Below are 14,147 nucleotides of genomic sequence, written 5' to 3'. Positions count from 1 at the left end.
GGGGCCGCCTCGTGGCCATTGCCCGTGCGCTGGTGCACGCGCTGTTACGCGACGGTGCAGGCGGTGTTCCTGAGTTGGTGCCTGATCGCGGCGCGAACGCTGGCGACGCACGGCCACGAGGCGCGCCGCACCTTTGCGGTGCGCGCGGCGGCACCGGCTTATCAGGCCCGCTCGGACGGATCTGTCTTCTTCGCGGTGCGCCGCAGGTCCGACGAGAGCTGCGCGAAGATCCACGACGAACCCGCGGTGATGATGCCCACGCAGATGAACGTCGCGTGGAACGCCGGAATCACGTTCTCGCCGGTCTTGTGGCCCATGATGCCCGTGAAGGTCGTGAGCAGCGCGCCCGCGACGGTCACGCCAAGGCTCATCGAGAGCATCTGCACGAGCGAGAAGAGGCTGTTGCCGCTGCTCGCGCCGCCTGTGCCGAGATCCTTGAGCGTGAGCGTGTTCATCGCCGTGAACTGCATCGAGTTCACGCCGCCGAATATCGCCAGTTGCGCGATACGCATCCACAGCGGCTCGTTGGGGGTGGACAGCGCGAAGCTCGCCATCATGAGGCCCACGAGCACGGTGTTCGAGACCAGCACGCTGCGGTAGCCGTAGCGCATGATGAGGTACGTCACGAGGCGCTTGGAGAACATGCCCGCCGCGGCCGTGGGCAGCATCATGAGACCCGCCTGGAAGGCCGTGTAGCCGAGCGCCACCTGCAAAAGCAGCGGAATCAGATACGGCATCGCGCCGCTGCCGATGCGCGCGAACAGATTGCCGAGCAGGCCCACGCTGAAGGTGTGAATCTTGAAGAGATCGAGCGAAAAGATCGGCTGCGGCGTGCGCACCGCGTGCAGACCGTAGGCCACGAACGCGGCGAGCGAGAGGATGAACAGCACGAGCACGGTGGCGTGCTGGATGCCGAACTCGCTGCGCCCGTCGAGCGCGAACGAAATCGCGAGCATGCCGATGACGAGCAGCAGGTAGCCCGGCAGATCGAAGCGCGGCGTGTCCGGGTTGCGGCTGTCGGGCATGAAGATGAAGGTGGCGACGCACCCCACCACGCCCACCGGCACGTTGATGAGAAAGATCCAGTGCCACGAGGCGATCTGCACGAGCCAGCCGCCGAGCGTCGGGCCGATGAGCGGGCCGATCAGCCCCGGAATCGCCACGAACGAGAGCGCAGGCAGATAGCGCTCGGCGGGAAACGTGCGCAATACGGCAAGCCGCCCGACCGGCAGCAGCATCGCGCCGCCCACGCCCTGCGCGACGCGCGAGACCACGAGCTGGTTCAGCGTATGCGCGCTTGCGCACAGGAGTGAGCCGAGCGCGAACACGAAAATCGCGCCGAGAAACACACGCCGTGTGCCGAGCTTGTCCGCGAGCCAGCCCGATACGGGGATCATCACCGCCATCGTGAGCGAATACGCGATCACGACTGATTGCATGCGCAACGGTAATTCGCCAAGACTCTTTGCCATCGCCGGCAAGGCCGTGTTGACGATGGTCGAATCGAGGGTCTGCATGAAGAAGCCGGTGGCGACGAGCCACAGCATCACGGACAACGAGCGGGGCGATGGCGTGGTACTGGATGCAGCGGTGGATTCGGACATGGGCGAGGAGTGGGGCGCGCAGGCAAGCGCCATTGTAGGGAAAACGGCGTGCAAGCGCAGACGGCAGGGCGCGCTGCCGCGCATGTGCCGTGTCCGCCGTCTGTGCCGTGCGCCCTGCGCCCGCGTGGTTATGCGCCGAGACGCGCCGCCGCCGCGAAGAACGCCTGGGCGCGCGGGTCGAGCGTGAGCGCAACATTGATGCGAATCCACGGGCTCGCCTCGCCATGCGGGCGGAAGTGGCTGCCCGGCGAGACCGCTACGCCGAGCGGCTCGCCGCAGGCCGCGAGCCGCGTCGAATCTTCCACGTGCGGCACGCGCGCCCAGACGAACTTGCCGCCCGTTTGCGCGTAGCCGCGCGCCCCGAGCGACGCTGTCGTCGTCGCGGCGCCGCCGAACAGCTCCCATCCATGCGCTTCGAGCGTGCGCGTGGCCGACCCTTGCGCTTCGGAGATGCGCCGGCGCAGCCGTTCGAGGTACTTGCGGTACGCGCCGCGCTCGAGCAGCGTGGCGGCCACGGCCTGCGTGAAGCGCGAGCCGCTGATGGTGGTCAGCGCCTTGATGGCCGCGAGGTCGCGCACGATCGCAGGGTTGGCCACCACGTAGCCCACGCGCAGCGCCGATGAGAGCGTCTTCGAGAGCCCGCCCACGTACACGACGTGCTCGAACTGGTCGAGCGCCGCGAGGCGGTCGGTGGGATCGGCCTGGAAATCGGCGTAGATGTCGTCCTCGACGATCGTGAAGCGGTGCTCGCGTCCGAGTTGCAGCAAGCGGAACGCGACGGGCGGCGAGATCGTCGAGCCGGTCGGGTTGTGGAATACCGTATTGACGAAGAACGCGCGCGGGCGGTGCTCGGCGAGCATCGCGTGCAAATGGTCGAGATCGGGCCCGCTCGCCGTGCGGCGGATCCCCACGAGGCGCACGCCGTGCAGCTTGAGCAGGCCGTACAGGTTGTAGTAGCCGGGGTCTTCGACGAAAACCGTATCGCCGGGCTTGAGCATGTAGCGCATGAGCAGGTCAAGACCCTCGCTCGCGCCTTCGGTGATAAGGATCTGCTGGGTGTCGGCCACGATGCCGAGCGGCGCGAGCCGGTTGCGCAGATGCTCGCGCAGCGTGGCGTCGCCGGTTGGCGTGCCGTAGTCGACGAGACTTGCGGGGTCGCTGCGCGACACATGGCGGATCGCCTGGCCGAGCGCGTCGACGTCGCGCCAGGCCTGCGGGATCGAGCCGCTGTCGAGCTGCAGCGATTCGTCAGCGCGTTCGAGCTGGCTGAGCAGATGGCCCGACTCGTCGGCGGCGTTCGTGAGGTCGCAGGTGCCCATGCCGGAAAGTCCCGAGCGCGCGTGCTCGCTCACGTAAAAGCCCGAGCCGTGGCGCGAGTCGAGATAGCCGAGCGAGACGAGCCGGTCGTAGGCCTCGATCACGGGAAAGCGGCTGATGGCGTAGTCGGCGGCGAACTGGCGGATGGACGGCAGGCGCGAGCCCGGGTGCGCCGCGCGCGAACGGATCCACGTCTGTACGCCGGTGACGATCTGGTCGGTGAGCGGCACGTCGCTCGCGCGGTCGAGTTCGAGTTTCATCTGGGTCTCGCTGGGTATGCCGCTTCAGGCTGCGGATTGAAACTGCAGTGACTGTTCGGTTTTTTCGCTGCACAGTTCCAGATGAACTGTTCAGAACTGTACATGGGATTGTCCATCACTGACCGCAATAATGCTCCTACCGGGAAGGCGCTTCAAGTCCTTGTCTGCAAGCCTTCCGGTGGCCGTCCGAAGGTGCTCGGCGGCCAGTCTGCAAGGAGCACGGCAATGCGCGAAATCCGAATCTTCGAACTGGAACACGGTGAGCCCGTCGAAACCTGGCGGCTTGCCGAGGCAATGCAATTGCATGTGAGCGAAGGCGAAATCTGGCTCACGATCGCGGGCGACGCCGGCGACTACTGGCTGCGCGCGGGCGAGTCGATCGGGCTCGCGGCGGGCGTGCGCGTACACGTGAGCGCGGGCCGCGAGGGCGCGCGTTTCGTGCTCGCACTGGGCGGCGCAACCGCCGAAGCGCCGGCACGCACGGTCGCGCCAGTCGACATGGAACGCGTACGCGCGGCGGGCGCGAGTGGTGTCGCAGCGCGCGTCGGCGAGGCGCTGCGCGGCTGGGCGCAGCGTGGGCAATGGGGTGTCCGGGCGGCGGGTTGAGCTTGCCGCTCGTGCTATGCGATGTGCTTCACGGCATGCCTGATATCGCCTGCCATTTCCCCCACATAACGTGCGCGCGGGCGGATCAGCCGGCCATCGGCGGTCTGTTCGAGCGCATGTGCGATCCAGCCCGTCACGCGGCCAGCGGCGAACAACGTGAACGCCGCGCCGCGCGGCAGTCCCAGCACGCGCTCGATGGCCGCGAGCGCGTAGTCGAGCGTCGGGCGCGCGCCGCTCGTCTCGGCCACGGCCTGGGCGAGGGCGTCGACTTCGTCCATGGGCGAGCGCGCCGGCGCACGCTGTGCGAGCAGGTCCAGCAACAGGCGCGCGCGCGGGTCGCCATCGGGATAGAGCGGGTGGCCGAAGCCGGAGAGCGGCACAGCCGCGCCGAGTTCGTCGGGCGCGAGACGGTCGGCCAGATAGCGATGCAGATCGTCCGCGCGCGCGGCTTCGTCGAAGAGCGCGGCCACGCGCGTGGTCTCGCCGCCGTGGCGCGGTCCGGCCAGCGCGGCAAGGCCGCCCGTCGCCGCGCCGAACAGATGCGTGCCGGTCGACGTGATGCAGCGCACCGTGAACGTCGAGGCATTCAGTTCGTGGTCTGCGCACAGCACGAGCGCCGCGCGCAGCAGGTCGGTTTGCGCGCGCGAGCGCACGCCCCACGCCTCGCCTAGCTGGCGGTGCAGCGGTTCGTTCGACGGCGCGGCGGAAACGAGCGCCGCCGCGAGCAGGCGTATGAGCATCGCACCAGTGTCGATTTGCGCGTCGCGGCCCTGCGCCCAGATACGCGGCATTTGCGCGGCGGCGGCGGGTAACAGCACGAGCGCACGTTCGAGCGGCGTGTGCCCACTCCAGATCTTCAGCCACGCCGACCATTGCGCGGCCGCGATGGGCGCCTCGGGCGCCTGCAGCACGCGGCGCGGCGCGCATTGCCAGAGCAGCGCCGCGACCTCTTCGAGCGAGGCCTGGCGCGCGAGCGCGATGGCGTCCTCGCCGCGATAAAAGAGCTTGCCATCGGCGATCAGCGTGATCGACGATTCGAGCACGGGTACGCCCCAGTCGAGCACCTTCTGCGCGACCTTGCCCGCGCGCTTGCCGTCGGCCTTGCGGCGCGCCAGGCGCCGCACCTCGCCGGCGTCGTAGCGGTTGTGGCGGCCATTGGGCGAGGGCGCCGAAGCGATGAGTCCGCGGCTCACATAGGCGTAGAGCGTCGCCCGGCTGATGCCGAGTTCGGCGGCAGCTTCTTGCGCGGTCATATAGCTGGACATGGTGGCTCGCCTCCTGGAACCGGAGAAATCAATCTATGTTGATCATGATAATCAAGATTGATGCGGGATTCGAGCGGCGCGACGATGCGTGACATCACTTCGGCTCATTTTCTCCACGCTTCCCTCGCAAAAGGACTGCACGCCATGACGCCACGCGACGCGCTCGAACACCTCTGGATGCTGGCGGGCTGCGATCCGTCCGCGCTCGGCTGGCTCGACATGGAAGGCAGCGATCCGGGACTGCCCTCGATCTTTCGCGTGGGCACGCTCGCGGCGGCGAGCATTGGCGCGGCGGGGCTCGCGGCGGCGCAACTGCACGCGTTACGCACGGGCCGGGCGCAGCGCGTAGCGATCGACGTGCGCCGTGGGCTGGCCGCGTTTCGCAGCGAACGTTATTTGAGCGTGGACGGCAAGCCGCCCACGGAGCTGCGTCACCCCGTGACGGGCCACTTCCCGACCGGCGATGGCCGCTGGATCCAGCTCCACGCGAACTTCCCGCATCACCTTGCGGGCATCCTGCGCGTGCTCCAATGCGCGGACGACCGCGAAGCCGTGGCGCGCGCGATCCTCGGCTGGGAGGGCGCGGCCCTCGACGACGCGCTCGCGCAAGCGGGCCTGTGCGCCGCGCTCGTGCGCGCGCCGCGCGAATGGGCCGCGCACGAGCAGGCGAAGGCGGTGGCGAGCCTGCCGCTCTTCGAGATCGAGCGCATTGGCGACGCGAGCGCCGAGGCGCCGCGAGGGGGCGCCGGCGCGCGTCCTCTGGAAGGTGTGCGCGTGCTCGACCTCACGCGCATCATCGCGGGGCCGGTGGCGGGGCGCACGCTCGGTCAACACGGCGCGGACGTGCTGCTCATCAACGGGGCGCATCTGCCGAACATCGCGCCGCTCGTGATCGACAACGGCCGCAGCAAGCGCTCGGCTACGCTCGACCTGCGCGACGAAGCCGCGTGCGAGCAATTGCGCGCGCTCGTGCGCGACGCCGATGTGTTCGTTCAAGGCTACCGGCCAGGCGCGCTCGCCGCGCGCGGATTCGCGCCTGAAGCGCTCGCGCAGTTGCGGCCCGGAATCGTATGCGTGTCGATCAGTGCGTATGGGCATCGCGGGCCGTGGCGCGAGCGGCGCGGCTTCGACAGCCTCGTGCAGTCGGCGAGCGGGATCGTGTGGGCCGAGAGCGTCGCCGCGGCAAAGCAGGGCAACGGCGGCAGGGAAACCGCGGCGCCGTTCATCGCGGCCCGTCCGCTGCCGTGTCAGGCGCTCGATCACGCCACGGGCTATCTCGCGGCGTTTGGCGCGATGGTCGCGCTCGCGCGGCGCGCACGCGAAGGCGGTAGCTGGCACGTGCGCCTTTCGCTCGCGCAAACGGGCCGCTGGCTGCAGACGATGGGCACGCTCGAAGACGGCCAGCAGTCACCCGAGGTAGGCGCCGCCGATCTCGCCGATTGCCTGGAGGAAATGGATTCGCCGTTCGGGCGCGTGCGCGCGGTGGCGCCCGCCGAGCGGCTCGAACTCACACCCGCGTTTCACGCGCGGCCACCGGTGCCGATCGGCAGCGATGCGCCGGTGTGGAGCGCGCGGTAGAAAACCAGGCGCCTGCACGCGCTTCAGCGGACTACTTGCGCAATTCCGCGACGAAATCGTAATAGTCGTTGCGGCAGTATGTATCGGTGAGTTCGATGGCGCGCTGATCGGCGGTGTAGCCCACGCGCGTGATGAGCAGCAGCGCCTCGTTGGGCGCGATGCTCATCTGCCGTGCGATTTCCTCGCTCGCGTTCACGGCGCGAAAGTGCTGCAGCGCGCGCACGATCGAAAGTCCGCGCTGTTCGAGAAAGCTGTAGAGCGAGTCGCCGATCGCATTCGGATCGGGGATCAGCGCAGCGGGGAAGGTGGAGTTCTCGACGGCCATGACGATGCCGTCCGCGAGACGCAGGCGTTTCAGGCGCGTGACGGCGGCCGCCGGCGAGAGGCCGAGCTGGATCACTTCGTCGCGGCTCGCGGGCTGGATCTCGCGCGACAGCCAGCGCGAGCTTGGCGTGAAGCCGCGCTGGCGCAGCATCTCGCTGAAGCTCGTGAGGCGCGAAAGCGGGTCTTCGATACGCGGCGTGATGAAGCTGCCCGCGCCTTGCGTGCGGCGAATCAGGCCCTGCTCGACGAGCAGCGCGATCGCCTTGCGCGCCGTGATGCGCGAAACGCCGAGAGACTCCGCGAGTACGCGTTCCGAAGGCAGGGCTTCGCCCGCGTTCCAGCGATTGTCGTGAATCGCGACGCTCAGCTTGCGTGCGAGCTGCAAATAAAGCGGCGTGTCGTTGTCCGGGTCCGGGCGCAGGTCGCGCCAGCGGTCTTCCGTGGGAGCGTTCATGGGAGGCAGGCATGAAAGGCGAACGGCAATTTTATGTCATCGGCGTGCGATCCCGGAAATGAACGGCTTGCGAGAGTGTGTATGACCGCATTGCGCGCGAGGCGATACACTGGCCGTTCTTTGCCAGTCAGCGCCGTTGCAGTGCGCAAAGGGAGATCATGACGACCGATATCGCAAGCGTCGCGTTGCCGGACGGCGAGCGCATTCCAAAGCTCGGGCAGGGCACATGGGAAATGGGCGAGCGCAGCGCGCATCGCGCGGCGGAAATCGCCGCGTTGCGCGAAGGCGTGGCGCTCGGCATGACGCTCATCGACACCGCGGAGATGTACGGCGACGGCGCGACCGAGCGTTTGGTCGGCGAGGCCTTGCAGGGTCTGCGCGACGAGGTGTTTCTCGTGAGCAAGGTGTATCCGCACAACGCGAGCCGCAGCGGCGTTGCGCGCGCGTGCGAGGCGAGCTTGAAACGCCTCGGCACCGACCGGCTCGATCTCTATTTGCTGCACTGGCGCGGCGGCGTGCCGCTCGAAGAGACGGTCGAAGGGTTCGAAGCGCTCGTGCGCGCGGGCAAGATCCGCCACTGGGGCGTGAGCAACTTCGACACCGACGACATGGAGGAACTGTTCGCCACGCCCGGCGGCGACGCATGCGCGACCAACCAGATCCTCTACAACATCGCGCGTCGCGGCGCCGAATTCGACCTGCTGCCGTGGAGCGCTGCGCATCGCATGCCGGTGATGGCGTATAGCCCCATCGATCACGCGCGCTTGCCCAGGCGCTCGCCGCTCGACGACATCGCTCATGCGCACGGCGTGTCGGTGTATCGCGTGGCGATGGCGTGGGTCCTGAGTCAAAGCGGGGTCTGCGCGATTCCGAAGGCAGGACGCGTGGAGCACGTGCGCGACAACCGCGCGGCGCTCGATCTCGTGCTCGGTGCGCAAGAGCACGCGGCGCTCGACGCCTGGTTCAAGCCGCCACGCAACAAGCGTCCGCTGGAGATGCTGTAGGGCGCGAGGGGGTACGCGCTTCGCGCGCGCGATCATGGCCTGCGCCGGCGTATCGCGAGCAGACAGCCGGCGTGACCGCCTGGGAACGCCACGCGCATCGCGTATCCGGCGACCGGCCCACGGCGGCGGTGCCCGGCCGGGGGACCGGGACGCCGCCGCCGACGCCAGGACTGGCGCGCCTGGCCGTCGCGCCAGATCGGGGTGGCTGCTGCGGTCTGCCTGCACCGCCGTACAGGTTCAATGACCGCTGCCATGGCCGCCACCGTGTCCGCCGCCGTACCCGCCGCCCGGGCCGCCCGACGGTCCACCCTTGCCGAATCCACCTCCGAAACCTCCGCCGAAGCCGCCGAAACCCCCGCCAAAGCCGCCACCGAAACCGCCCGCGGGTCCGCCCGAAGGGCCGCTTGCCGATCCGCCGTGGCTGCCGCAGCCGCACCCGCCTGAACTGCCGCCGCCGTTGTTGCTGCCGCCGCCGTTGTTTCCACCGCCGTTGTTTCCGCCGCCGTTGTTGCCACCGCCGTTGTTGCCGCCGCCGTTGTTGCCACCGCCGTTGTTGCCACCGCCGCCTTTCCCACTGCCGCCTTTCCCGCCGCCGGAGTTGCTGGAACCGCCTCCCGAACCGCTCTGTCCCGTTCCACCTACGCCAGAACTGCCGCTGCGGCCAAGCCCTCCCGTGCTGGCCGTAGCGGCGCCCGCACCGCCGCCGCTGCTTCCGTTGCTGCCACCCGACGAACCCGAGCCGCCATGGCCGCCGCCGTTGCCCCGAAAACACGCAGTGCCGGTAGTACGGCTAATGCAATCGTTCGGTGCGAACACAGTAGAAACGTCGCTCGCCAGGATGGCTGAATCGGACTCCGAATCAGTTTTCGACGAGGTGCCGACGGCAGCCGAACCAACGCCTGCCGACTCCGCAGCAACCGGCGCGCTGAAAGCCCCGAAGCCTTCCGCCCCGCTCGCCGGAAAAGGTGCGTCGGCGAGCAGGATCACCGCATTGATGGTGTCGCCTGCGGCGCGGGCGGTGCTCGCGTTGAACAGAATGCCCGCGCCCACCGCACACATGCCGACTCCCCGTTTTATAAAATAGCAGTACTTATGAATATTCGTCTTTTTCATCTTGTTCTCCCCGTGAGGCTGCAGCGTGATGCGCTGTCGTCCCTCATGCCCCCGTGCAGGCTGCACGCCTTGTGCGCGTGCGCCGACTCCGTTAGGCTCGCAACCCGCTTCGCGCCGGCGTAGATGGTTCTTCGATCCGGCTGGAGCGGTACTCGCCAAACTACTGACCAAACAAAAGGCACCCGGTCAGGCCGCGCGCAGGATGACCGGTTTGTGCAGGACTACTTGTGGATTGTCGGAGCCCATGGCGTGGGACGGCAGATTACAAGCGCGTCGAGCAGCCGGTCATCCGTCCGCCCGGTGCGACACCCCGCGCGTGTCGGGGCGGATTGCACTGGATTGCAGCGGCCGGATGCCTGGTGCCGATGTAGCCAGTTTTGTGCCATCGGCTGCGGAGGGGCGTGCCAGGTGGACTTAACAATTGATGTGTCGTCCGCATGGCAGAAAATACGCGGAAAACGTTACGTCGATGAAACGCGCGCGCCGAGTGGCGCGTGTTTGCGTTGCGAAAGCGGACAGCGCAACGAACCGGAGTGCTCGATATGAGCGCTATCACACCTTCAGGCTGTCGATTGTGTGGCCGTGGTGGCACTCTGTTGTGCGCGCAATTCGTCTACTGGAATGTGGCAGAGAATGCGATGGCCGCCGCCCGCATCGGCAAGCGGCGGGGGCGCTTCGTCGCAAATGGCGCCGATTTTGCGCGGGCAGTGCGCGCTGAAAATACAGCCGCGCCCCGTCGCCTGTGTGCCGTTTGCAGACGCCACGCCCAGCGCGCGCGCGGCCAGCAGCGTTTCTGTATACGGATGCCATGGGCCGTCGAACACTGTGCCGGCCGGACCGCTTTCCACGATGCGGCCCGCGTAGAGCACGACGATGCGATCGGCGAGATAGCGCACGACATCGAGGTCGTGCGAGATGAACAGGTAGCTCACGCCGCGTTCGCGCTGCAGGCGTGCGAGCAGATTGAGAATCGCGGCCTGTACGGAGACATCGAGCGCCGAAGTGGGCTCGTCGCAGATCACGATGCGCGGTTCGCCCGCGAACGCCTGGGCGATTGCCACGCGCTGCTTGAGGCCGCCCGAAAGTTGCCGCGCGCGTGCCACGAGATAGCGCGCCGGCACGCGCACGGCTTCGAGCAGCCCCGCGATGCGCGATTCGTCTGAGGCTTGATGATCTGCCGGCGTCTCGTCACGCGGCCGGGAAAGCGCACGTTCGATCAGCCGTTTCACCGGCAGCGCGCGATTGAGCGAGGCGTCGGGATGCTGGAACACGACGCGCAGCGCCGCACGCTCGTCGGCGCGACGCCGCGCGACGTGAGCGTGCAGGCGTTTGCCGTCGAGTTCGACGGCGCCGCCCGCGTCGGGCGCATTGAGGCCGAGCAGCATTCGCGCGAGCGTCGTCTTGCCGCTGCCCGATTCGCCTACGACGCCGAGCGTCTCGCCCGCATGCAACTCGATCGACACGCCGTCGAGCGCGCGCACGGCATGCGCGCCGTGTCCGAAGGTGCGCGAGACGTCGAGCGCACGCAGTATGACACGCGGTTCGGCGTCGGCGTTCGAAGGGCTATTGCTCGACGTCTGCGAGCCGTCGCCGCCGCCGATCAGATTACCGAACGGCAATTCGATCGCGCGTTCGTGATAGTGGCAGCGCGACATCTGCTCGCCGTTCGGCGACGTCATGCGATGCGGCGGCGGCGCTTCCATGCGGCAACGCGCGTCGGCCAAGCGACAGCGCGGGGCATAGATGCAGCCGGGCGCGCTCGCGCCTGGCGCGGGCAACTCGCCCGGTATCGTGTCGAGCGCGCCTGCATGCTTGTTGCGACCATGCGTGGGCAGACAGCGCAGCAGGCCCACCGTGTACGGATGCCGCGCGCGCTCGAACACGTCGCGCGTGACGCCTTCCTCGACTAGCCGCCCCGCGTACAGCACGCCCACGCGTTCGCACATGCGCCCGATCACCGCGAGGTCGTGGCTGATGAGCAGCACCGCCATGTCCAGCTCCGTGCGCAGCTTCGCGATGAGGTCGAGCACCTCGGCCTCGACGGTGGCGTCGAGGCCCGTGGTCGGTTCGTCGAGGATCAGGAGCGCGGGGTTCGACGCGAGCGCCATCGCAATCACCACGCGCTGCTGCATGCCGCCCGATAGCTGATGGGCGTAGCTCGCCAGCACGCGGCCCGGATTGGCAATGCGCACGCGTTCGAGCATCGCATGCGAGCGTGAACGGGCCACGCTCGCGTCGGCGCCCGCGGCTTCGAACGCTTCGTTCAACTGACGGGCGATGGTGAGCGTGGGATTGAGCGCGCTGGCGGGATCCTGATAGACCATCGACACGGCGTTGGCGCGCAGCGCGCGCAGACCGTCGGCGTCGAGCGCGAGCACGTCGTCGCCCGCAATCGCGATGCGCCCGGCCTTCACGCGGCCGTTGCGCGGGAGGTAGCGCAGTGCGGCGAGCGCGACCGTCGACTTGCCGCAGCCCGATTCGCCCACGAGCCCATACGCTTCGCCGCGCCGGATGCACAGCGAGACGTCGGTGAGCACGTCGCGCTCGCGCCCGCGCACGCGATAGGCGACGGTGAGGCCGACGAGCGCGAGCGCGTCGTCATCGCGCGGCGCGCTGAAAGTGGCGAGAGCGGTGCGTGAAGGTGCGGGGCGGTTCACGATTGGAGCACCTCGCGCAGGCTGTCGGCAATGAGGTTCACGGCCACCACGAGCGAGGCGATGGCGAGCGCGTCGAACGCCACGGTCCACCATGCGCCGCCCGCGAGCAGCGTGTACGACTCGGCGAGCGCGAGCCCCCAGTCGGCGGATGGCGGCTGGATGCCGAAGCCGAGGAACGAGAGCGTCGCCACCGCGAAGATCGCATAGCCGAGGCGCACCGTCGCTTCAACGACGATGGGCGGCCATACGTTCGGCAGGATCTCGGTGAACATCACGGTGAACGCGTTCGCGCCGCGCAAACGAGCCGCCGCCACGTAGTCGAGATGGCGCTCGGCGAGCACGGCGGCGCGCACCGTGCGCGCGATGAGCGGCGCGAACGTAATGCCGATCACGAGCACCACCGCGAGATTCGATGCGCCCACGGCCGCGAGCACGAGCAGCGCGACGATCACGAGCGGCAGCGCGAGCACCGCGTCGAGCGTGCGCGCGACGAGCGTGCCGAATGCGCCTTCGAAATAGCCGGTCACGAGCCCGAGCGCCGCGCCCGCGAGCGTCCCGACGAGCGTGGCGAGTGGCGCGATCGTGAGGATGTCGCGCGCGCCCACGATCACGCGCGAGCAGATGTCGCGGCCGAGTTGATCCGTGCCGCACCAGTGCGTATGGTCGGGCGGCAGGAGCGAGCTGAGCGGGTCGGACGCGTAGGCGTCGTGCGGCGCGAACCACGGGCCCGCGAGTGCGCAGACGATCCACCACACGACGATCAACACACCCGCGACGAACGAGGGCGAGCGCAGCAGCAGATGCAGCGTGTCGCGCAGACGTGTGTCGGCAAGCGCTTCTTCGCCTGGCGGTTGCGCGTCGGGCGGTTCGCCGCCCGGAGAAATTGCTTCGGATGCCATATCGGTCATGCGCCTCCCGGCGTGCGCAGGCGCGGGTCGAGCAACGCGTGCAGCGCGTCGGCGGCGAGATTGGCGAGCGTGTAGACCGCGCCCACCGCGAGCACGCCCGCTTCGAGCAACGGAAAGTCTTTGGTTTTCGCGGCGTTGAAGATGAGGGAGCCTACGCCCGGATAGCGGAACAGCGATTCGACCACGACGAGCCCGCCGATCAGATAACCGAGCTGCGTGGCCGCCACCGTCACGCTGGGCAAGAGCGCATTGCGCAGGACGTGGCGCACGATCACGACGTGGCTCGGCAGCCCTTTGAGAATCGCGGTGCGCGTGTAGTCGGCATCGAGCGCCGTGATCGTGCCCGCGCGCGCGATACGCGCGAGGTAGCCGAAGAACACGAGCACGAGCGGCAGCACGGGCAGCACGAGGTGGCGCAATTGTTCGAGCACGCCCGCGCCGGTGGGCGCGGTGGCTTCAATGGGCAGCCAGCGCAGCCACACGCCGAAGATGAGGATCAGCACGATCGACGAGACGAACTCCGGCACGGCGCTCGCGCACAGGCCGCCCGTGCTGATCGCGCGGTCGATCAAGCGGCCTTCGTGGAGTGCCGCCCACACGCCGCCCGCGATGCCGAGCGGCACCACCACCACGAACGCGAGCAGGCCGAGCTTCGCCGACTGCAAGAGCGCGTCTGCCACGAACGGCGCCACGGGCTGCTTGTAGCTCCACGACATGCCGAAGTCGCCGCGCAGCGCATGCGTGATCCACGAGGCGTACTGATCGAGCACGGGCCGGTCCGCGCCCAGTTCATGATTGAGCGCGGCCACTGCGCGCGCGTCGGCGAGCGGCCCGAGCACGGCGCGGCCGATGTCGCCAGGCAGCAACTGGCCGCCCGCGAACACGAGCACCGAAAGCAGCCAGAGCGTGAAGACCGCCCAGGCGGCGCGCCTGCCAAGAAAGTGCACGACGCCCGCGCGCGGGGCGAATGCGCGCGCGGCGCCGGCCGGATTCGGCATGGGCGGGAGCGGAGTAGCCATCGGACCTCCGTTTCGGTTGCGCTAGCCTCGCGTGCCGG

General features: G+C 68.6%; 11 protein-coding genes. 3 read left to right on the top strand and 8 right to left on the bottom strand.

Going from position 1 to position 14,147, the window contains the following annotated elements:
- Positions 1-161: 161 nt before the first annotated feature.
- Both mdtD and L0U83_RS11020 read right to left on the bottom strand, forming a co-directional pair.
- Positions 162-1,604 carry a multidrug transporter subunit MdtD gene (mdtD, locus tag L0U83_RS11025; RefSeq protein ID WP_233882645.1) on the bottom strand — a complete coding sequence of 481 codons (1,443 nt, stop codon included), beginning with the start codon at positions 1,602-1,604 and terminating at the stop codon, positions 162-164.
- 128 nt (positions 1,605-1,732) lie between these two features.
- Positions 1,733-3,181, bottom strand: a complete 1,449-nt coding sequence (locus L0U83_RS11020; protein WP_233882644.1) for an aminotransferase-like domain-containing protein — start codon at positions 3,179-3,181, stop codon at positions 1,733-1,735.
- Positions 3,182-3,406: 225 nt separating this feature from the next.
- Here L0U83_RS11020 and L0U83_RS11015 point away from each other — a divergent pair, with 225 nt between their 5' ends.
- Positions 3,407-3,787 carry a DUF2917 domain-containing protein gene (locus tag L0U83_RS11015; protein WP_233882643.1) on the top strand — a complete coding sequence of 127 codons (381 nt, stop codon included), beginning with the start codon at positions 3,407-3,409 and terminating at the stop codon, positions 3,785-3,787.
- Positions 3,788-3,801: 14 nt separating this feature from the next.
- Here L0U83_RS11015 and L0U83_RS11010 read toward each other — a convergent pair whose 3' ends face one another.
- A complete protein-coding gene (locus L0U83_RS11010; protein WP_233882642.1) occupies positions 3,802-5,052 on the bottom strand; it encodes a citrate/2-methylcitrate synthase in 1,251 nt (416 codons plus the stop codon).
- A 144-nt stretch (positions 5,053-5,196) separates the two neighbouring features.
- Between L0U83_RS11010 and L0U83_RS11005 the strand changes: the two genes are divergently transcribed.
- Positions 5,197-6,630, top strand: coding sequence for a CoA transferase (locus tag L0U83_RS11005; RefSeq protein WP_233882638.1), 1,434 nt, complete (start codon positions 5,197-5,199; stop codon positions 6,628-6,630).
- Positions 6,631-6,661: 31 nt separating this feature from the next.
- Here L0U83_RS11005 and L0U83_RS11000 read toward each other — a convergent pair whose 3' ends face one another.
- Positions 6,662-7,408, bottom strand: coding sequence for a GntR family transcriptional regulator (locus tag L0U83_RS11000; RefSeq protein WP_233882636.1), 747 nt, complete (start codon positions 7,406-7,408; stop codon positions 6,662-6,664).
- Positions 7,409-7,566: 158 nt separating this feature from the next.
- Between L0U83_RS11000 and L0U83_RS10995 the strand changes: the two genes are divergently transcribed.
- Positions 7,567-8,412: an aldo/keto reductase gene (locus L0U83_RS10995; RefSeq protein ID WP_233882635.1), complete on the top strand. Its 846-nt coding sequence runs from the start codon at positions 7,567-7,569 to the stop codon at positions 8,410-8,412.
- Positions 8,413-8,649: 237 nt separating this feature from the next.
- Here the strand turns inward: L0U83_RS10995 and L0U83_RS10990 are convergent, their stop codons facing one another.
- The 4 genes from L0U83_RS10990 to L0U83_RS10975 all read right to left on the bottom strand — a co-directional run bounded on the left by L0U83_RS10990 (position 8,650) and on the right by L0U83_RS10975 (position 14,088).
- Positions 8,650-9,525: a hypothetical protein gene (locus L0U83_RS10990; RefSeq protein ID WP_233882634.1), complete on the bottom strand. Its 876-nt coding sequence runs from the start codon at positions 9,523-9,525 to the stop codon at positions 8,650-8,652.
- A 560-nt stretch (positions 9,526-10,085) separates the two neighbouring features.
- Positions 10,086-12,182, bottom strand: a complete 2,097-nt coding sequence (locus L0U83_RS10985) for a dipeptide ABC transporter ATP-binding protein (protein WP_233882633.1) — start codon at positions 12,180-12,182, stop codon at positions 10,086-10,088.
- Positions 12,179-13,090 carry an ABC transporter permease gene (locus tag L0U83_RS10980; protein ID WP_373321028.1) on the bottom strand — a complete coding sequence of 304 codons (912 nt, stop codon included), beginning with the start codon at positions 13,088-13,090 and terminating at the stop codon, positions 12,179-12,181. Before L0U83_RS10980 ends, L0U83_RS10985 begins: the two co-directional genes overlap by 4 nt.
- The gene (locus tag L0U83_RS10975) at positions 13,087-14,088 is read right to left on the bottom strand and encodes an ABC transporter permease (protein ID WP_373321049.1); all 1,002 of its coding nucleotides are present in this window, start codon (positions 14,086-14,088) and stop codon (positions 13,087-13,089) included. Before L0U83_RS10975 ends, L0U83_RS10980 begins: the two co-directional genes overlap by 4 nt.
- Positions 14,089-14,147: the final 59 nt, after the last annotated feature.

Origin of the sequence: Paraburkholderia flagellata, from assembly GCF_021390645.1 — a bacterium.
GTDB classification, from domain to species: domain Bacteria; phylum Pseudomonadota; class Gammaproteobacteria; order Burkholderiales; family Burkholderiaceae; genus Paraburkholderia; species Paraburkholderia flagellata.
The sequence above is the reverse complement of the archived record's forward strand: the minus strand, read 5'-3'. Positions and strand labels throughout refer to the sequence as shown.